Origin of the sequence: Prevotella sp. CAG:255, assembly GCF_000431195.1 — a bacterium.
Lineage (GTDB): Bacteria > Bacteroidota > Bacteroidia > Bacteroidales > Bacteroidaceae > Prevotella > Prevotella rara.
Window position 1 is genome coordinate 14,400 of record NZ_HF986861.1, and the last position, 21,558, is coordinate 35,957.

General features: G+C 49.7%; 12 protein-coding genes and 1 pseudogene (1 of these 13 cut by a window edge). 3 read left to right on the plus strand and 10 right to left on the minus strand.

Annotation, left to right across the window (positions count from 1 at the left end):
- Positions 1-355: 355 nt before the first annotated feature.
- From QVO66_RS12205 to QVO66_RS12215, 3 genes are all read left to right on the plus strand, one after another.
- Positions 356-1,252 carry a metallophosphoesterase gene (locus QVO66_RS12205; protein ID WP_370798912.1) on the plus strand — a complete coding sequence of 299 codons (897 nt, stop codon included), beginning with the start codon at positions 356-358 and terminating at the stop codon, positions 1,250-1,252.
- A gap of 539 nt (positions 1,253-1,791) precedes the next feature.
- Positions 1,792-3,030, plus strand: a complete 1,239-nt coding sequence (locus QVO66_RS12210; RefSeq protein ID WP_021855774.1) for a class I SAM-dependent methyltransferase — start codon at positions 1,792-1,794, stop codon at positions 3,028-3,030.
- A 42-nt stretch (positions 3,031-3,072) separates the two neighbouring features.
- Positions 3,073-4,683: a carboxylesterase/lipase family protein gene (locus QVO66_RS12215; RefSeq protein WP_021855775.1), complete on the plus strand. Its 1,611-nt coding sequence runs from the start codon at positions 3,073-3,075 to the stop codon at positions 4,681-4,683.
- Between the two features lie 407 nt (positions 4,684-5,090).
- On the opposite strand, the gene QVO66_RS12220 is transcribed toward QVO66_RS12215, so the two are convergent.
- The 10 genes and pseudogenes from QVO66_RS12220 to QVO66_RS12265 form a co-directional block, all read right to left on the minus strand.
- Entirely contained in the window at positions 5,091-6,431 is a 1,341-nt protein-coding gene (locus QVO66_RS12220; protein WP_021855776.1) for an MATE family efflux transporter, read from the minus strand.
- A 461-nt stretch (positions 6,432-6,892) separates the two neighbouring features.
- Complete coding sequence (locus tag QVO66_RS12225; RefSeq protein WP_021855777.1) at positions 6,893-8,605, minus strand: T9SS type A sorting domain-containing protein; 1,713 nt, start codon at positions 8,603-8,605, stop codon at positions 6,893-6,895.
- 249 nt (positions 8,606-8,854) lie between these two features.
- Positions 8,855-10,741: a helix-turn-helix domain-containing protein gene (locus QVO66_RS12230; protein ID WP_288172867.1), complete on the minus strand. Its 1,887-nt coding sequence runs from the start codon at positions 10,739-10,741 to the stop codon at positions 8,855-8,857.
- Between the two features lie 295 nt (positions 10,742-11,036).
- Positions 11,037-11,144 carry an Hsp20 family protein gene (locus QVO66_RS12235; protein WP_288172868.1) on the minus strand — a complete coding sequence of 36 codons (108 nt, stop codon included), beginning with the start codon at positions 11,142-11,144 and terminating at the stop codon, positions 11,037-11,039.
- Positions 11,145-11,467: 323 nt separating this feature from the next.
- The gene (locus QVO66_RS12240; protein ID WP_021855779.1) at positions 11,468-14,527 is read right to left on the minus strand and encodes a T9SS type A sorting domain-containing protein; all 3,060 of its coding nucleotides are present in this window, start codon (positions 14,525-14,527) and stop codon (positions 11,468-11,470) included.
- Positions 14,528-14,811: 284 nt separating this feature from the next.
- Complete coding sequence (locus QVO66_RS12245; RefSeq protein ID WP_021855780.1) at positions 14,812-16,698, minus strand: AraC family transcriptional regulator; 1,887 nt, start codon at positions 16,696-16,698, stop codon at positions 14,812-14,814.
- A gap of 465 nt (positions 16,699-17,163) precedes the next feature.
- A complete protein-coding gene (locus QVO66_RS12250) occupies positions 17,164-17,589 on the minus strand; it encodes an Hsp20/alpha crystallin family protein (protein WP_021855781.1) in 426 nt (141 codons plus the stop codon).
- 714 nt (positions 17,590-18,303) lie between these two features.
- A complete protein-coding gene (locus QVO66_RS12255; RefSeq protein ID WP_021855782.1) occupies positions 18,304-19,056 on the minus strand; it encodes a succinate dehydrogenase/fumarate reductase iron-sulfur subunit in 753 nt (250 codons plus the stop codon).
- A gap of 4 nt (positions 19,057-19,060) precedes the next feature.
- A complete protein-coding gene (locus tag QVO66_RS12260) occupies positions 19,061-21,043 on the minus strand; it encodes a fumarate reductase/succinate dehydrogenase flavoprotein subunit (RefSeq protein ID WP_021855783.1) in 1,983 nt (660 codons plus the stop codon).
- 52 nt (positions 21,044-21,095) lie between these two features.
- Positions 21,096-21,558, minus strand: a pseudogene (locus QVO66_RS12265) (succinate dehydrogenase/fumarate reductase cytochrome b subunit) (it continues 243 nt past the right edge of the window).

Genomic DNA, 21,558 nt, shown 5'->3' on the forward strand with positions numbered 1-21,558 from the left:
CTGATGAACCAGCCGCTGCGCTACTACCAGGGAGAGAAGGACCGCACAATGCAGGTGGAGTACTACGGAGTGAAGCTCCAGGCCGGATTCAAGCTCAGCTTCTAAGCAGGAAACGACTGAACGGTCATGAGAGTAATGTTTAAGAAGAATAGATTTATAATGAATTCCTGAAACGGATTAGCACAGATGAAACCGGGAAAACAGGCGTGAGAGAGTACAAAATGACTTACAGCAAGTTATCAGTATGTGCTCAGCCTGCTGTCCCGGCTTTGCTTTCAAAACGAATATAAACAACAAAAACATCACAACAATGAAGAAACTTTCAACAACTCTGATTTTGCTTTTAGTGGCCGTGATGAGCATCATGGCGCAGACTCCCGAGCAGTGGGCCAAGCTGGAGAAGGATGTCAACTTCTACGTGGCCAACGACCTGGGACGCAACGGATACTACGACCAGAAGCCTATAGCTGAACTGATGGGACGCATGGCCGAGACCGTGGGCATAGAATGTGTAGCAGCGCCGGGCGACGTGCATCACTTTGAGGGTGTGCGCAGCACGCAGGACCCCCTCTGGATGACCAACTATGAGCTTATATACAGCCATCCCGAACTGATGCTCGACTGGTATCCGACGCTCGGAAACCACGAGTACCGCGGCAACACGCAGGCCGTGCTCGACTACACAAACGTGAGCGCACGCTGGGCCATGCCGGCAAGATACTACACAAAGGTGATTGAGGACGGCGGAGTGACCGTAAGACTGGTGTTCATAGACACTGCACCGATGATTGACAAATACCGCAACGACACCGAAAAATATCCCGACGCAGGCAAGCAGGACTACAACAAGCAGCTCGAATGGCTCGACTCTGTGCTCTCTTCGGCCAAGGAAGACTGGGTTATCGTGCTGGGCCACCACCCCGTTTATGCCGACACGGGCAAGGACACATCTGAGCGCGGCGACATGCAGGCACGCCTGAACCCGATACTGACCAAGCACAAGAACGTGAGCATGTATATATGCGGACACATACACAACTTCCAGCACATACGCAAGCCGGGCTGCAACATCGACTACGTGGTGAACACGAGCGGATCGCTGAGCCGTCCGAAGGTGAAGGCTGTAGACGGAACACAGTTCTGCAGCGGCGTGACGGGCTTCTCGCTGGTATGTGCCGACAAGACCACCCTGTCGCTCCATCTCATCGACAAGGACGGAAAGGTGGTATACACGGTTAACCACAAGAAATAACAAATTCTTCTTTTTTCTTTAAAATTAAGCACTATTAAAGGCGGCAAGGACAACATCCCTGTCGCCTTTTGCTTTTCTTGCGGCATGCTTACACGCCCGGAAAGCGTGCCTCTTCATGTGTATTCGATGTGCAAAAACGGCTGACGGCAACTTACTTCATAACCTTCTGATAATCAGCCACATAAAAACAGCCATGCAAAACATGCCCTTTCAGCCTGCAAAAGGTGGCCTTTCGGACGGCGAAACATGGCCTTTTGCAGCGCAAGACACGGCATTTCGGAAAACGGCATCGCAGGGCATGCCTAACAGAAGACATCAATGCTGAAAATATTTTACATCACGCCGTTACGCCACACCACCCTGCCCCGGCAGCACAATCATGCCCGGCAGGCAAAATTTATGGTCTCCTTACTTGTGCGTGAGCCTCAAACGTTGTATATTTGTGCCTGACGAAGGGCTGCACGGCCGCATGGCACGCCGCACGGCAGACCGGCCACGGTAACGGCACAATGCGCCCGAAACAAACTTATATGAAGACAATGAACACTGAAGAATTTATAATGCTCCACCGCAACGACGACGTGAGGACGCTCGCGCTGAAGGCTGCCGGAACCGAAGGCATCGACCTCGGCTACGCGCTCAACCAGATTGCGGGATGGCAGACGGCACGCAAAAAACTGCCTCAATGGGCTGCCGACAGCGGCATAAAGTATCCGCCGCACATATCAATGGAGCAGTGCTCGTCGGAACAGACTGCAACATACAAGGCAAACATAGCGCAGAGGCTCGTCAGCGGGCTGCCACGCGAGGAAGAGAGCGTGCTCGTTGACCTGACGGGCGGACTGGGCGTCGACTTCTCCTACATGGCGCGCCGCTTCAGCCGTGGCGTCTACGTTGAGCGCCAGAGCCATTTGTGTGAGCTCTCGCGGCATAACATGGGCGTGCTGGGCATCAGTCAGGCCGAGGTGGTCTGCGCCGATTCTGAGCAATTTATGGGCCAGATGGGGCATGTCACGATGATATTTGCCGACCCGGCACGGCGCGACAGCCATGGCGGAAGGACTTTTGCCGTGGCTGACTGCACGCCCGACGTGCTGGCCATGCGCGACGAGATGCTGGCCAAGGCCGACTTCGTGATGCTGAAACTGTCGCCCATGCTCGACTGGCACAAGACGGTGGCCGACTTCGGCAGCTGTGTGGGCGAGGTGCACATCGTGTCGGCAGGCAACGAGTGTAAGGAGCTGCTGCTCGTCATGTCGGCACGCTTTGACGGACTGACCAGCGTTACGTGCGTCAACGACGGCAGCATATTCAGCTATAATCCGCAGACAGACATACAGAGAAATATAACGGATGAAGACGGCACGGGCGATGACGCCGGCAGCAACGGCAGCCGCGCGCCGCTGAGCCTGCAGCCGGGCATGAGCCTGTATGAGCCCAATCCGTCGGTGATGAAGGCAGGATGCTTCGGCCGCATAGAGGCAGCCTTCGGCGCAAGACAGATAAGCCGCGACAGCCATCTGTTCGTGTCGGAGCAGAGAGCCGTCGGATTTCCGGGCCGCGCCTTCGTCATAAAAGCCGTGAGCAGCATGAACCGCAAGGAACTGAAGAAGGCGCTCGGCGGCATAGGCAAGGCAAACATAACCACGCGCAACTTTCCGATGAAGGCCGAGGAACTGAGAAAGCGGCTGAAGCTGGGCGACGGGGGCGACTGCTACATCATGGCCACCACCACGGCCGACGGCTCGCACGTGCTGATAATATGCGCCAAGGAGTGAGCCGGAACATATATGACGACATAACAAAAAACATAAACAGCAATGAAAAAATCTATATTATCGCTGGCACTGGCGCTGCTTGCGGCAGTGGCAACGGCACAAGGACCGCAGGTAAGGACAGCCTGCGGAGTGGTTGAAGGCACCTGCGAGTCGGGCATAAAGGTGTTTAAGGGCATACCCTTTGCAGCGCCGCCCACAGGCCCACTGCGCTGGAAGGCACCGCAGCCGGCAGCCCGATGGCAGGGCGTGCGCAAGGCAACGGAGTTTGGTCCCAACCCTATGCAGCAGCCTATATACGGCGACATGAACTTCGGCACAAAGAAGATGAGCGAAGACTGCCTGTATCTTAACATCTGGACACCGGCAAAAAGCATGGACGAGAAGCTGCCCGTGCTGATCTACTTCAACGGCGGCGGACTAATGGCAGGCAGCGGCAGCGAGCCGCGGTATGCCGGAATGAGCATGGCGCGCAAGGGCATCGTGGCCGTTACGGCAAACTACCGCGAGGGCATATTCGGATTCTTCGCGCATCCTGACCTGTCAAAGGAGACAGCATACAAGGGCTCGGGCAACTACGGCTTTATGGATCAGGCGGCAGCCATACAGTGGCTCAGGGACAACATAGCGGCATTCGGCGGCGACCCCGACAGGATAACCATTGCAGGCGAGTCGGCAGGCTCGATGTCGGTGAGCGCGCTCATGGCATCGCCCGTGTCGCGAAACCTCTTCTGCAGGGCAATAGGCTCGAGCGGTTCGGTGATAGCCTTCGGCAAGATTGCCACGCTGAAGGAGGCCGAAAAGGCAGGAAAGGAGAAGATGAAGCAGATGGGGTGCAAGTCGCTCGAGGAGCTCAGGGCTCTCAGCGCCGACGAACTGATGGAGCGCGCGGCCGTAAGAAGCAGGCCGGCATACAACATAGACGGCTACTTCTTCGCCGAGCAGCCCGAACAGACCTTTGCCGGGGGCAGGCAGGCCAGAGTGCCGTTGCTGGTTGGCGGCAACTCTGAGGAGGCTCAGCCGTCATTCATCCTGCAGGGCAAGCCGGCCACGGTGGCAAACGCCACAGAGGCAGCCCGAGCCGTGTTCGGCAGCAACGCCGAGAAGGTTGTGCAGCTTTACGGCATCAGCACCGACGCCGACGTGAGCGGAGAGCCGGGCATGATGCTTGCCTCCGACATGTTCATAGGCTTCGGCACGTGGAAATGGGCACACATGCACACCATGAGCAGCGGTCAGCCCGTATACAGATACGTCTACTGCCACCCGCGCCCGGCAATGAGAATAAGCGGAAAAGTGGCAGGACTGGCTGGCGGACTGAAGGACAAGGAGGACGGCGACGACAAGGCACCCGAGGCAAAGGGAGCCGTACACTCGGCCGACATAGAGTATGCCATGGGCACGCTGCCCACCAACCGCGTGTTCGACTGGCAGCCGGAAGACTTCCTCATGTCGGACATCTTCTCGGGATATTACGCCAACTTCATAAAGACGGGCAACCCCAACGGACTGGGGCTGCCAGACTGGACGCCGGCAAACGGACAAGAGGCAGTGCCCGTGCTGCGGCTCGACGTAAACACGACGATGACCACAGACAGGCAGACCGAGGAGCGGTATAAGCTAATTGACACAATGATGTGGGGCACAAAGAAATAACACTGCACGTAAACTGGCGGCAGGATTTGAAGTAAGCATGCCCTGACAAGAAGCATGCTGATGCCGCAATATGATAAAACAAGAAAGGGAGACACGCCGACACAGGCATGTCTCCCTTTCTTGTTTATCCCAAATCGGTTATAAGGATTCGGTCGGGATTTTTGCTTTATATTGAGCGGATTTTCGTTAGATTTTTCGCAGGCATAGCGGGCTATGTCAAGAAAAAACTAGCAAAAAGACGCCAATAGAAACAAAAAGACTGGCTGAAAGCATCAATGCACAAAATTGATAAAGTAATATGCGGTCTAATGACCGATTTGGGTTAATATCGTTTTATAATGGATTTATCGCCACAAAACCTGAGCGCCGCAGGACATACGGAATGAAGAATGGCCGCAGGAGCCATTTTAAGGCCGTCTGAGGCGTCGAATGAAGCAGAGCCAATAAAGTATGCCTGCGCACAGCAAACACACGGGAAACGCGCTCCAAACGCCTACAAGGCCCCAGCCGCTGTGTATGCCGAGGAACCAGCCGAGCGGCAACGACACCACGAAATAGGAGAAAAAGGCTATCCAGATGAGCGGACGCACGCACGAAATGCCGCGAAGGGCGTTGGCAAAGGTGTACTGAAGGCCGTCGCCAAACTGATAGACGATGAGCGGTATGACGGTCTGCGACACGAGGACACACACCTCGGCGCTGTCTGTAAACCAATAGCTGAACGTATTGCGCAGCAGAAACACGGGCACCGAGAGCACGAAGGCTATGAGCATGATGACATGAAAGCCGGCATAGGCAGCGTCGCGCACGGCGGCTGTGTCGCCCTGACCGTGGAAATAGCTCACCCTGACGGCTATTGCGGCAGCCATGCCGCTGTTGACCATATAGAGCAGCTGCGAGGCCGTGAGCGTAACCTGATGTGCGGCAAGGGCCGTTATGCCTATCCAGCCCACGAAGATGGCAGAGAGCGAAAAGGCCGCGCACTCCATGCCGAGCTGCATGGCAACGGGCCAGCCAAGGGTGTTGATGCGGCGGAAGTCGGCACGGTTGAGCCGTCCGGCGGCATATCCGCGGCGGTAAGGGGCATAGCTGCGGTGAAACACGAACACGGCAACGAAGGCCACGAACATCACGATGCGCGACACCATGGTGCTGATGCCGGCGCCGAGAAGGCCCAGCTCGGGCATGCCGAAGGCTCCGTAGATGAGCACATAGTTGCCGAAGATGTTGAGCACGTTGCCGCCCAGGATGACGAACATCGGCACGCGCGTGTCGGTTATTCCGTCGTAAAACTGCTTGAAGGCGTTAAACCAGCACAGAAACGGCAGCGACACTATGTTGACCAACAGATATGAGCGCATATATGGCAACAGCTCAACGGGCTGCCCCATGCGGTGCAGGTTGAGATAGAACACGGCCGACACTATGAGCAGTATGACGGCCATGAGGCTGTTGGCTGCAAGGCTGTTGCGCAGTATGCCGCCAATCTCTTCCTTCTCGCCGCGGCCGAACATGGCGCCCACGATGGGCGTAAGGCCGTAGGAGAAGCCCATGGCGAAGATAACGATCAGGGTGAACATGGTGGTGACAAAGCTGGCGGCTGCCAGCTCCATCATGCTGTGGTGGCCTATCATGAGCGTGTCGGCAAAGCCGAGTACCACGTTTCCAATCTGTCCCACCACAATGGGCACGCCGAGCGAAACGAGCGCGCGGTAGTGTGTTGTGTATCTTTTCAGTGTGAAGTGCATAACGGGTGCAAAGATAGTGCTTTTTTCATAAAAGCCCACCCTTTTGCCCTTCCTTGCACGGCGATGACAAAATATTTTACTGCATCATGCATCTACAAGGACTGAAACACGGCAAAAATAACGGGAACATACGGAAGGCGATGAACAGAGAGATAGAAATAGGCTGCTTTTATAATCTATAAAAACTCCATGTTATAGCGTAACCTTGCAGAAATACCGCAAAATCCGGCAGACAATAACATTACATGGCATAACACATAAAACTGCATGCAGGTAACAGCAACGCACAGGACTGGATAACGAAAAAGATAAATAATCAGATGCGTTCTGCCAACGTCATCCACCAAAAATATACAAATGCCTCCGCAGAGACATAAATCCCTTATATGTAAAGGCTGCGCCCTGACCACCCAGTCACATAACCGGGCGGTCAGGGCGCGCCTAAAGATTATAAAAAAATTCTACATTATCATTACCTTCTTACGTAGCAAGCTGTTACCGCTCTTAACCTCGACTACATATGTGCCGCGTGCAAGCGATGCTACTGATACATGGCCGCTTACTCCGGCAGCATTGTATACGCATACGCCGTTTACTGAATATATGCGCACGTCAGCCTTATCTGTGCCTGCTATGTCGATAGTGCCCTCACCCGAGTTGAATGATACCTCTACATCGTCAGCAATCTCATTTTCGGTAATACCCGTTGTCAGGTCATCATATGCACTAAGATTCATGATCCAGCCCAAGTTACCATACTCATTTTTCTGGTTGAAGCCTCCGAAAGTCAGTCCTTCAGGATTATTTGAATATATCACACCAAAGTGCCCGTCGGGGAAGTTCTCCATCAGCTCGTTGTAAGCCTTCTCGCTGTGCTCCCTTACCCAGTCGCCAAAGTCCATCACTGCGCCGTTCTTATGTACGTACGGAACTCTGTCGAGCGGAGGCATGTATGCCGGCTGACCCAAGAATACGGTACCATCGTCAAGCACGGCCGTAGGGAACAGTCCGTCGACTCCCTCAAGTACGGTCACCTCTTCGGTCTCAGGGTTAATTATGACCGGCTTAGTCTCGGTGGTAGTTACCATGTATTTACCGTTGTTGCTAAGGTTCATTTCAAGGATGTGGAACACGTTTTCGCCGATTAGGTATTTGCCTAGACGATCGTAATACAGCATGATAGAGTCATTATAAGCCTGTCCGTCGCTCAAAAACTTGTTGTAGTCCTCTGCGTATCTGTTTTTGCGGTCTGCACCGTCGGGCGTATCAGTGTTGAAGAAGTCGGTCTTGTGTTGGTTGGGGTTGTACGTCGGCCACGGCCACCTTTCTTCTTCCGGAATGGTAAAACCTGCATGCTCTACGGAATCATTATAGGCGGCAAGAGCCTCGTTGAAGGCTTCAAGTTCCTCGGCAGTATAGTATTCTGTTACGTCAGGCTCTTTGGGCACATATTGGGGCCACTCGGGGGCTATCTCGTCCTTGTTGAAACAGAAGTCGCTACAAAGCTCCTTGTAAGTCCAATCCCTGGTCTGCGCCGAAGCCCTCTTCCACATTACAGGGAAGTAGATGGTGCCGGAGGCATCGATTAGTCGTCCGTATATAGTCAATCCGTCGCCAGAAACGCCAAGAAGCCACGCGCCCTGTGTGAGGCGGTTGTCAAAACCTATCTTATCGAAAGGCAATTCCTCGTACATATCGTAATCTCCCGATTCGTTGCGGTACCATATCACCGGCTGGTAGTAACTGAAACGTTCACCGTTATTGTCGATACCTGAAATCGACACATTGCCAGCGATGAAAGAACCGTCTTCGGGCACTCCATAGCACGTACCCGAAATGCCCTCCGGCGTGGGCAGTGGCACAAAACCATCACCCTCGGTGACATAGCACGGCATCTGGGCGCTGTTGTTGGGAGCGTACGAGCCTGCCGCAATACCGCAGTCGGCAACGGCTCTAATGTCGTATATCACACCTGTTTCTTCAAACACGCTCAGCTTGCCAGTCTTGGCGTTAATAAAATAGCCTATGCCCTGAGTCGAGCCTACGGCATAGCTGCCGTTTGACGACACGTTCGTTATTATAGCCTCATGGGTCTGGAATGGTATGAGCGACTCTTGTGCCGGCGCTGCACAAAAACAACATATTGTCACTAACGATAATAAAGTTTTTTTCATACGGTTAAGATTTAAATTAGATAACAGACAAATTCAAAAAGCGCTTTATTAAATATCAATTCCCTATGCGTGACTGTTTCGTCACACCTGCAAAATTATGACATGACAAAAGAAAATGCAAATCAAAAATATCCAATTTCAAGAAATTGGTGATAATACGCAATAAAAGCGGCGGTTTTAGTTATAAAACTGTCATGCTTAGTGTAATATGGTCATAAAATGCGCGACGCAATGCATGTCTGCGCATTGTCAGACAGACGCTTTCAGCTTGTCTTTATACATTGATGGGGTGATGCCGACCACCTTGCGGAACAGCTCGACGAAGGTGGTGTACGACTTAAAGCCTACGCTCTCTGCGATGGCGTTGAGCGTGTAAGAGCCGTAAGTGCCGGTGTCGGCCATGCGCAGACAAGCCAGACGTATGCGGTAGTCGTTAACGTAATTCTTGAAAGTCTTGTGGAAGGTGTCGTTTATCACGAGAGACACGTACTTGCTGTTGGAGCCTACGAGCGTGGCGAGGCGCGCAAGAGAGAAGTCGCTGCTGCAAAACTCGGTCGAGTTTTCCATCACGTCGATTACCGCGTCGAGCAGTTTCCTGCGCATGTCTTCGCTGATTGCCAGAGTCTTGTTCTTGCCGTCAGCATCGTCAGCAGTAGTGGCTACGGCAGTATCTGGCGCTTCGCCGGCTCCGTCGGAATGTTCCTGCGACGCACGCAGGGCTGCCAGCTCGGCCTCCGAGCTTTTAAGCCGGTTGTTAAGCTCAAGCATGCGCTGCCTGGTGAACTCCTGTTGCTTGACGAAGTCGCGGTTGATTACAAACAGGTCGTTGTAGCTCTTGTCTATCTTGCCCTTCTGGCGGTACACAAGCAGGAGCAGCACTCCTATCACAGCGGTCACGACAGTGACGCCGGCGATGGTGAGCCTCTGGCGTGAAATGGTCTGCAAGCGTTCCTTCTCGCGGGCGTTGAGCGAGGCTATGTATTTGTCGTACTTGTCCATCTCATAAAGCGTCTGCTCGTTTTTAACGGCATCAAACTTGTTTGTGTCGAATATCGAGTCCTTCTCATGCTGATAACGGGCCCTGTAGCGGCTTGCTGCCTTGTAATTGCTTACTGAGTCATAAAAGTCAGCATATTTTACAAGGACATCAAGATAGACATGCAATATGCCGTGCTTTACAGCTGTACTCTCGCACAAACGCAGGTATTTCAATGTTGAATCGCGATTGCCAAGACTCATATAGTTATTATACAGCTCTCTGTAAGCAGAACAAATGTATCGCGGCCCCATCTTGTTCTTAACAGCATAGTTCAACAATTCGTTGTACGTATTTATGGCCTCGGGGTAGTTTTTCTCCGCCATGAGAATCAGTCCGAAATTGAAAATACCCATGTAGCAGTTTTCCTTGTCCGTAGGATTCTTCACCTTCTCGGACATCTTATAGTATTTTCTGGCAGAGGACGTATTACCCTTGATAATGTTTACTTTCGTCATGTTGGCAAGAATCTTGTATGCATTGGCCTTGTCGCCGTATTTATGGCAAAACTCATAGCCTTTCTTGTAATACGACAAGCCCTTTACATAGTCGCCGAATACGCAGTATACGTTGGCTATATTGTTGTAGAAACGCCCTGTTTCGTGCTTGGCCTTGCAATCGTTGTTAATGCGCAGTCCGCTGAAATAGGCAGAGAGAGCACCTGCGTAGTTGCCTTTCATATAGAGAATATTGCCTTTCTTCAGATATGCCATTGCGCATTGCTGTTTGTCTTTGTCTGAGAGTTTGTCGTTCATTCGGTTGCACGCCACCATGTAATACACCAGCGCGGTGTCGGAATGTCCGGCATTGAGATAATGTTCTGCCTTCTTCATTATATAGTCTATCGAGGCGTCTGATGTCTTTTTGACCAAGGTCATATAGTCTTTCGCCAACACGCGGGCACCGGCGCATGAGGGCAGGAGCATCAGCAGCACAAGCAGAAGCGTGCGCAACGCCATGAAGCAAGACTTTAAAACAGAACGAGAGGCGCCGGCCTTATCGTATGCAGATTCTGCCGTAGAGAGCTGCGAACCAAGGCACGGAGATATCTGTGATGCCGGATTATAGGATGAATTTATAATGCTTATGATGTTTTTCATTAGCCGTAAGATTTCTACGTTTATATTCAAGGCCTGGAAAGAAAGCCAAAATATCAGCAAAGATAGTGAAAGGTGAGAGCAATACAAAATGAAAAACGTATTTTTTTATTTTTATTGCCGAACCGATGCCTGTCTTATCAAAAGATAGTGAAAGGCGAGAGCAATACATATTGCATACCATGACTAAGGCAAACAAGCAAAATATGGCAAAAAAAGGGTGCGGCTCTTACGAACGGCGCCCTTGGGCTATGGTATATTCATCTTAAAGTTGCCGCAAGCGGCGCTAAACGGGATGTTATTTCACCTCTATCTGACGTGCCGCAAGACATTCGGGCTTAGCCATCTTTGGCAGCGTTACGGTGAGCACGCCGTCGTTTACTCTAGCTGCGATAGCCTCCTTCATCAAAAAGTACAGGCCTGCTTGCTTTAGCCAAAGAGTCTTTATACAGTTCAAGGGCGTGATTGTAGACGGCCTGTTCCTCTTCGGTAAAATACTCTGGGATGTCTGGCTTTTCGGCTTCTGAGACTATTCGGGACAAATCCCGTCTTTGTTGAATACAAAAGCCTTCTCAAGACCGTTGCTTGGGAAGGCTTTTGTCTGTTAACATCTGAAATTAACTTGTCCAGGTTTTATGTATATGTAGTCTGTTGGTTGCTGACATCGTCAATTTCATTTGTTCATCATAAGTTATAACGTTTTTAAAGGCTATTAATCATGGAAACGTGTTATTTGATAATTATCTTTTTCACAACAGCTTTTCCACCCTTGCTTATTTTTAGAACATAAATACCCGGTGTTACGCCGTTCAGTGATATGGCGTTTGCAGCAGACTGTGATACGCAGATACCGTTTGTGTTAAAGATTTCTGCTTTGTCAAACTCACCGTTAATATTGATGTTCTTCGTTTCAGAATTGAACGATATGCTAAGGTCGTCGATAGTATATTGGCTGATGTCAGTGCTGCTGTCGAAGATGAAGGCTTCTGATGCGTCAGATACAGAACCGTCAGTATAATATGCCATTACGTAATAGCTGTCGCCATCCTTTGCGTCATTGTCGAAGTAGTGGGTCTGAAGTTTGTCGAGAACAGCTGTAGACAACAATTCTCCGTTGCGGAAGACGCTGTAGTATATGTTCTCTGTTTCTGATGGCTTCAGTTCCGGCTCGTCTGTCACGCAACCGGTAATGTTCCAGCAGCAAGGTGATTTTTCGTTGTTTTCACCGTAAAATTCTGACACTTTTTGCCAAGTTGCTCCGTTGTCCTCAGAGAACAGGTCGCTCTTTCCTGCAATAAACTTGTCTGAAACGGCGTAGAGCAGAGGTATCTGTTCTGCATCATAGTCGTGTACCTTGATGCCTATTTTAAGCTCTTTGCTTCCGTCAATGAGCAGAGGCTCGTCAAGTGCTGTTGTAAAGTATTCATTGTATGGCAGATCTTCTATTTCTTGCTCTCTTACAAGCTTGCCGTCTTCAAATACAACGATTGCGGCGTGTATGCCTTTGTTTACTTCATACCAGTCGTAGAAATTGATGATGGTTGTTACTCCTGTCAGATACTTTCCTTTGTATGGTGCAAGGTCGTCTTTATCGAAGGCGTTGGCTCCGATTACTTCTTTTCCTTCGTTGCCGAGCGTAAACATGCTTTCAACCACGCTGTTGATATGGTTCAGCTGATAAGCACCGAAATTGTTCTTCCATATAAGTGAAAGCGGTGTGTCGCTGCTGTTCTTGCAGCCTGTAAGTCCTTCGGGAGCGTCTTTCTTTACTTCGTTGCCCGTTGTTATTTTCACGTTCTCAATATCCACGTAATATAATGACTTGCCTTGGCCGTGGCTGTGGAAACGGATAGAGAATATCTTGCCTGCAACCTCTTTTGATATGTCCACGTTTATCATGTTCCATTTGTGCTGCGGGTTTAATTCTGCAATCGACCAGTCGCCTACAGATTTCCATGTGTCGCCGTTGTCTGTTGTCACTTCGAGGCTTATCGAGTCGTTGTCAAGAGCTTGGTCTTCAATGTTGATGAATCCGTAGATATTGGCAAATGAAACATTCACTGATTCTTCGTTGGTGGCGTCCATAGGTCTTGATACAAGACTTGATGAGTGGGGCTTGGCGCTGCTTACGTATATAGCGGCGCATGTTGTCTGAAGCAGTCCGTAGCCGTCCAAAATCCATTTAGTGTCTTCGCCTTCGCCATAGTCAGCCTCAGTAGTCCAATAGTTTGTATCGAGTGAGCCTGAGTCGAAGTCGTCAAAGAATGGCAGGGCGTAAGTGTCGGGAACAGATGCTTTAAAAGGAACTGATTTTTGTGAAAGCATTGTGCCTCCGTCAGCCTTTGCCAGAACTGCCTCTACAGTATATTCGGGGTGTCCGTATATGTCTTTGTCTCTGAAAGACATTTCCTGCTCTGTTGCTTCTATATTGCCTATAAGTTCACCGTCGCGGTATATGTTATATGATTTCAGTGTAAGAGTCTTATATTCAGTTTCGTCTTTTGTCCACGACAGCTTTGCCTCTTTCAGTGCGTCAGACTTTGCATTGAGTCCGGTTGGGGTCAATGGTATTTCAGTGTTGCTGATGTCATCTACGTTCAACACCCAGAATTTAGGTGTCTGCTGGAGGAATGTGTTGTAGATATCTGCATTTCCTGCAATAGTCTGGCCGTCAGCAGAGATGAATGATGGTATTGTCAGTGTTTCCTCATCGAAAGTGAAATCAATGTCAGGATTTACGCCCTCAGCTGCTATTGTCATGTAATAGCTGAAGTCGTAGATTGCATTACGCTCGTATGAATACCAGAAAGGATGTGTGTAAGGCATCGGACCTAAGATGGGGTTGCCATAGTCGTATGCTCCGGCAACGTTTCCATTGTTGTCAATGCTTGCATAGCTGAAGTTGTTCCAGTTGTCATATTCACCAAAAGAAGGCAAAGGTCTGCATTCTTTTGTTTCTGTGTTGTATATATAAGTCTTGAACGTGTTGCTTTCGCTGAAAATAACGAATTTTCCATTCGGGCTTACATCAATAAGATTCATTACGCATAAATAACGGAATTCTATGCCCAGGTCTTCGTGTGTCAGGACGGTTATCTTGTCGTCATCCCAGATGCACAGGTAAGTACCTTTGTCGTCATCTTCATTAGATGTTATGATGCCGAATATTTTTCCGTCTGATGATATTTTCATCGCGTATCCGTTTTTCATATTTTCGGGTACGGTAAGAAAATCTATAGCGTATTTACCTTCGCTGTTCTTGACCCACTTACACGGAGTAATAAAAGCGCCTGAACCGGTATTGAAGTTTCCTACCACAATGTTGCCGTCTTCAGAAATGTCTTGGCTGAAGGCGCCTTCGGCAGAACTTGAAATGGTGGAAATGTCAAAGTCGCCATATTCTAATAAAGTGCGTTTTCCGTTTTCCCATATAGCGGCAGAAATCGGGTTCTCTTCAGAAGCCAGCTTAATGTCTGTGTTGATGACGTCTCCGCAAATAATACCATTGTTGCTTACGGCCTTAAATCTGCCACACTTTGTGAAGTCGCTCGGGTCAGCCTCTGTGATCCATGAAAGCGTTCCGTCTTTTGTGTTGTAAATGAAGCTTTCCATGTTCATTCCGTTTATGGAATGCTCAGTGGCTAATGACGTTCCGACAAAGTATTGGCCGTTGGATGATATTCCACATCCGCTGATGTTTTCGCCAAGGATCTTGAATCCTTTCTCTGCGTTGGCATTATTCGGTAATGCCGTAAAAGCAGCCATTAGAAAAATGAAGATCTTTTTCATAAGCAAAAAGGTTTAAAGTTTTTAAAACAATTATTTCACACAAATATTCATTGTCCGGTTTACGTCTGCCAGAAAACAGAACAAATATCTTCAAGAAAGCATTATGTCCGGCAGACTTTTCTCACTTGCAAATGTATGCATTGCTTTAAACAAATGCAAACCGAAGATATCCAACTTTCTGAAAATCGGTGATAATAAATAATAAAAAGTCTGATTATATTTACAATCAGACTTCAATTTTCAGGAAATAATCTTAAATGGCATAAAAACTTTACACACAAGTATCAAACAGACTCTTTCAGTTTGTCTCTATACATGGAAGGTGTTATTCCAACAATCTTACGAAAAAGTTCAACAAATGTTGTGTACGACTTAAACCCTACACTCTCCGCTATGGCGTTCAACGTATAAGAACCATAGCCTGCTGTGTCGGACATACGCAGACAAGCAAGATGGATGCGGTAATCGTTAACATAATTCTTGAAACTTTTATGGAACGTGTCGTGTATTACAAGCGAAACATACTTGTTGTTAGAGCCCACTAAAACGGCAAGGCGAGCAAGAGAAAAATCGGGACGGCAAAATTCCGTCGTATTCTCCATTATATCAATCACTGAATCGAGCAGCTTTCTGCGCATGTCATCATTGATGCCACCCGACTTGGCTTTATGTGCCATATCGTCAGACTGCTCTGAGACACCGGCATCCTTGACGACATCATCGGCATCATAGGCAGCCAGCCTACCCCGAAGCTGTTCGGCCTCGGCCTCCGACTCTTTAAGACGGCTTACCGCATCGCTCAGGCGCTGCCTCATTATCTCCTGATTATTGACAAAGTTGCGGTTGACGACAAACAGATTGTTGTAGCTCTTGTCTATACGCTTTTTCTGTCTATATACAACAAGCAAGAGCAGCCCTACGACAAGCGTTACCACAGACACTGCGGCTATGGTGTATCTTTGCGCCGAGATTGTGAGCACACGCTCCTTCTCGCGCTCGTTGAGCGAGGCTATGTATTTGTCGTACTTGTCCATCTCATAAAGCGTCTGCTCGTTTTTGACTCTATCGAAATCATGTATATTGTAAACCGAGTCTCTGTCTTTCTGATAACGGGCACGGTATCTGCTTGCCGACTTGTAGTCGCCTTGGGCATCAAAATAGTCGGCATGGTCCAAAAGAACATCAAGATAGAAATAATGAATGCCGTGCTTCACAGCAGTGTTTTCACACAGCTTGAGATATTTAAGCGTAGAGTCGCGCTCGCCAAGCTCCATATAGCTTTTATATAGCTTTTTATAAGCTGAACAAATAAATCTCGGCTCCATGCCGACATCAAAGCTATATGACAACAAACTCTTGAAATTACTGACGGCCTGGGCGAAATTCTTCTCTGCTATAAGTATCAAGCCATAATTAAAGCGCCCCATAAAATTGTCAGCCTTGCTGTTCTTGTCCTTCAACTTTTCAGACAGATTAAAACATTTACGGGCTTCGCGTGTCTTTCCTAACTTTACATTCAATATGGTAAGGTTCGTTAATATTTTATACTCATTTTGATGGTCACGGTATTTACTACAGCACTTGTATCCCGTCTCATAATACGTATAAGCCTTCTCCAACTCATTGAACGCACAGTAAACATTTGCTATATTATTATAAAACCGTCCTATTCCTTTCTGGTCTTCACACGTCTTTATTATCCGCAAGCCGCTGAAATAGGCCTTAAGGGCATCTGCAAATCCTCCTTTCATGTAATAAATGTTGCCTTTCTTCAGGAACGCCATGGCGCAATGATGTTTGTCTTCGTCGGACAGCTTGTCGTCCATACGGTTACATACAACCATGTAATACACCAGCGCCGTGTCCTGATGACCTGCCTCAAGATAGCGGTCGGCCTGCCTCATAACACTCTTTATCGACGACTTTGACGTCTTTTTGACCAAGGTCATATAGTCTTTCGCCAGCACGCGGGCACCGGCGCATGAGGGCAGGAGCATCAGCAGCACAAGCAGAAGCGTGCGCAACGCCATGAAGCAAGAATTTAAAACTGTACGAAGGGCACCGGCCTTATCGTGTGCAGGTTCTGCCGTAGAGAGCTGCGAACCAAGGCACCGAGATATCTGTGATGCCGGATTATAGGATGAATTTATAATGCTTATGATGATTTTCATTATCCGTAATGATTTCTACGTTTATATTCAAGGCCTGTAGAGAAAGCCAAAATATCAGCAAAGATAGTGAAAGGTGAGAGCAATACAAAATGAAAAAATACTTTTTTTTATTTTTATTGCCGAACCGATGACTATCTTATTCAAAAAAATATGGATAAACTTAGCCTGTGCGAGTTTACAGCATGGTGCTCACCAATACCCTTCCATGCACGGCAGACACACAATATTTAATGCTCACAAGACTGCCGTCCGTCACCTTGGCGCCACTACAACAGGGAAATAAGCCGTGGGCGGCAACGCAGGATGCGGATGCAGATGGGTGCTTAGACTGTGAACTATTGAATACCATGACTAAGGCAAACAAGCTAAATAAGGCACAAAAAAAGGGCGCGGCTCTTACGAACCGCGCCCTTGGGCTATGATATATTCATCTTAAAGTTGCCGCAAGCGGCGCTAAACGGGATGTTATTTCACCTCTATCTGACGTGCTGCAGGGCATTCGGGCTTAGCCATCTTAGGCAGCGTTACGGTGAGCACGCCGTCGTTTACTCTGGCTGCGATAGCCTCCTTCTCAACATCGTCGGGCAGCAGCAGCGTCTGTTCAAACTTGCTGTAGGCAAACTCGCGGCGCAGATAGTGGCTCTTCTTGTCCTCCTCTTTCTTCTCGGTGTGGGCCTCCATGTGTATGTGCAGGTTGCCGTCCTTGTCGATGTTCACGTTGAAGTCGTCCTTGGTCATTCCCGGGGCAGCCACTTCTACGGTGTAGTCTTTCTCGGTTTCCTTGACGTTGATGGCCGGTGCCGTAGCCTTAGTTCTTGTCATGAAGTCTGTGTCAAAGAAGTCGTTGAAAACTTCGGGCATCCAATTGTTTCTGCTAATTACTGGTAACATAATAAATCCTCCTTATAATTTTTTTATCCTTTCATTTTTCTGCCGCCCTGCCCGCCGGTATCCCGGCCGCGGCCTTGCGGCTGCCTGAGGCTCCTGAGCCAAAGGCTTTCGCTTACATAAGTGCAACATGCGTGCCACTTACAGATTTAGACAAATTGACACTTATAATTGACAATTTGTCAGAAATAATTAAATTATTTAACCTTTTGAACCAAAAACACTAGCATTTTGTCAGAATATGATAGCCTGCCCCACCCTTCGCAGCACCAAAACATGCACTATCGTTATGCCGTAGCCCTAAATTACGGCACAGGCTTGGCATCATGCAGGCAAAAGCCGCGCAAGCTCCCAATTTCTAAGAGGATGCCTTTTGCATCATAAAATAATACCTTTTACACGCCAAAAGGCCACCTTTTGCAGGCTGAAACACGGCATTTTGCAACTGAACGCCCATAAAACGGATAACCATCTGATTATCAATATATTACACAATATACAAATATTATAACGGAGACAACAGCATGACTTTTACTCAAAATGCCGGCATAGCAGGCGGAATGGCGTAAAACGCAGGCATGGAGAGCCAACTGGAATGAAACAGACAAAAGCCGCTCATGACACAAACGAAAGGCAGGGGCACAAAAAAAGGCAGGGCGCACAACGGCGCCCCGCCCATGGAGACTATGAAAAAATAAATTTATAGCGTTCTTTCCATTAGTCGTTCAACTTAGCCTTGATGAACTCGCGGTTCAGACGGGCTATGTTGGCGATGGTCTCGTTCTTCGGGCACTCAGCCTCGCAGGCGCGGGTGTTGGTGCAGTTACCGAATCCGAGCTCTTCCATCTTCATTATCATTGCCTTGGCACGCTTAGCAGCCTCAGGACGGCCCTGGGGCAGAAGAGCCAGCTGGCTAACCTTAGAGCTTACGAAAAGCATGGCAGAACCGTTCTTGCAGGCAGCAACACAAGCGCCGCAGCCGATACAAGTAGCGCAGTCCATAGCCTCGTCGGCAGCCTCTTTAGGTATAAGAATGGCGTTAGCGTCCTGGGGCTGTCCGGTGCGTACGGTGATATATCCGCCTGCCTGTATGATCTTGTCGAATGCTCCGCGGTCAACCATGCAGTCCTTGATAACAGGGAATGCAGCCGAACGCCACGGCTCAACGGTGATAACGTCGCCGTCCTTGAACTTACGCATATACAGCTGGCATGTTGTAGCTCCGGTGTTAGGGCCGTGAGGATGTCCGTTGATGTAGAGCGAGCACATGCCGCAGATGCCCTCGCGGCAGTCGTGGTCGAACACGAACGGCTCCTTGCCTTCCTCAATGAGCTGCTCGTTCAGAATGTCGAGCATCTCGAGGAAAGATGTATCATCGGGGATGTCCTTCATCTCGCGTGTGTCAAAATGGCCCTCGGCTTTCGGTCCGTTCTGACGCCAGAATTTCAGTGTGAATGAAATGTTTGCCATATTTTTAGTTCTTATAATTTCTGGTTTGTACTTTTATTGCTTCATAGTGCAGAGGCTCCTTGATAAGCTCGGGCGCCTTCTCGTCGCTGCCCTGGTACTCCCAGCAGCCTACATAGAAGAAGTTTTCGTCGTCGCGCTTAGCCTCGCCTTCCTCAGTCTGGTACTCCTCACGGAAGTGACCGCCGCATGACTCGTTACGAGAGAGAGCGTCGTAAGCCACGAGCTCGCCCATTGTGATGAAGTCGCGCAGGTGTATAGCCTTGTCAAGCTCGGTGTTAAGACCCTCTTTTGAGCCCGGGATAAACAGGTTGGTCTCAAACTCCTTGCGTATTTTCTTGATCTTCTCGAGACCTGTCTTCAGGCCCTCAGCTGTACGGCCCATGCCCACATACTCCCACATTACGTGGCCAAGCTCCTTGTGGATAGAGTCGACAGAGCGCTTGCCCTTGATGTTCATCAGGCGGTCGATTTCAGCCTGAACGGCCTTTTCAGCCTCCTCAAACTCGGGCAGGTCGGTAGAGATGCGAGGCCAGATAGACTGGTCGGCCAGATAGTTCTGTATGGTGTAAGGCAGAACGAAGTAGCCGTCGGCCAGACCCTGCATAAGAGCTGACGCACCCAGACGGTTGGCACCGTGGTCAGAGAAGTTGCACTCGCCGATGGCGAACAGACCTGTGATGCTTGTCATGAGCTCATAGTCAACCCAGATACCGCCCATTGTATAGTGGATGGCAGGATAGATCATCATCGGGTTGTAATACTTCACGCCGTTAATCTCGTTTGCAAGCTCGCCCGGATTGACGTCTGTGATTTCCTCATACATGTCGAAGAGGTTGCCGTAGCGCTGGCGTACAACGTCGATGCCGAGGCGCTCGATGCTCTCAGAGAAGTCGAGGAACACGGCAAGACCTGTGTTGTTAACGCCGAAGCCCTTGTCGCAGCGCTCCTTGGCAGCACGCGAAGCAACGTCGCGGGGAACGAGGTTACCGAATGCCGGATAGCGGCGCTCCAGATAGTAGTCGCGGTCTTCCTCAGGAATGTCGCTTCCCTTCTTTGTTCCGGCCTGCAGAGCCTTGGCGTCCTCAAGCTTCTTGGGCACCCAGATACGTCCGTCGTTACGCAGAGACTCAGACATAAGCGTAAGCTTCGACTGGTTGTCTCCGTGTACAGGGATACATGTCGGGTGAATCTGAACGTAAGAAGGATTGGCGAAGTAAGCGCCCTTGCGGTAGCAAGACATGGCAGCTGTACAGTTACAGCCCATGGCGTTGGTTGAAAGGAAGTATGTGTTACCGTATCCGCCGGTAGCTATAACCACTGCGTTGGCAGAGAAGCGCTCCAGCTTTCCGGTTACGAGATTCTTGGCAATGATACCACGTGCGCGGCCGTCAACGAGCACAACGTCTTCCATTTCGTAGCGTGTGTAGAGCTTAACGCGGCCTGCGTGTATCTGGCAGCTGAGTGCAGAGTAGGCACCGAGCAGCAGCTGCTGGCCTGTCTGACCCTTAGCGTAGAATGTACGTGACACCTGAGCACCGCCGAACGAACGGTTGGCAAGCATGCCGCCGTATTCGCGTGCGAAAGGAACACCCTGTGCAACACACTGGTCGATGATGTTGTTAGACACCTCAGCCAGACGGTAAACGTTAGCCTCGCGTGCACGGTAGTCACCACCCTTCACTGTGTCGTAGAACAGACGGTAAACAGAGTCGCCGTCGTTCTGATAGTTCTTGGCAGCGTTGATACCGCCCTGAGCAGCGATAGAGTGAGCGCGGCGCGGAGAGTCCTGTATGCAGAAGTTCAACACGTTGAAGCCCATCTCGCCCAGGCTGGCTGCTGCACTGGCACCTGCCAGACCCGTACCTACGACGATAACGTCGAGCTTCAGCTTGTTCTTAGGGTTAACCAGGCGCTGATGTGCCTTATAGTTGGTCCATTTTTCAGCTATCGGACCTTCAGGTATTCTGGAATCTATTTGTTTTGCCATAATATTCTTTCTAAATAATTATGAATTTTGAGTTACGCATTTTGAACTACAATTACAACAGGCTCGGTGCGCATCCGAAAGCGAAAGCAAGCACTACAACGAGGAAGCCCAGCATGAGGAGAGTTGTGTAAACCAGGCCGATGACCTTCCAGCGCTGGAACCAAACCTTGCCGCTCCATCCGAAAGTCTGCATTGCGCTCCAGAATCCGTGTGAGAGGTGGAACCAGATAGCAGCAAGCCAGATGATGTAAAGCACAACGTAAACCGGGCAAGAGAATGTGTCTACGATGTAGGCAAATCCGTCAGCCGGATGATGAGGAACGCTGATGCCTGTCAGTTCGGCAAACATCATGTTGTACCAGAAGTTGAACAAGTGAAGCAGAAGACCGAGCAGAACGATGATGCCGAGCACCAGCATGTTCTGAGAAGCCCACTCCACCTTAGAGGGACGTGTTGTCACAGCGTAGCGCTCGTTTCCGCGTGCACGGCGGTTCTGCATTGTCAGCAGGAACGCA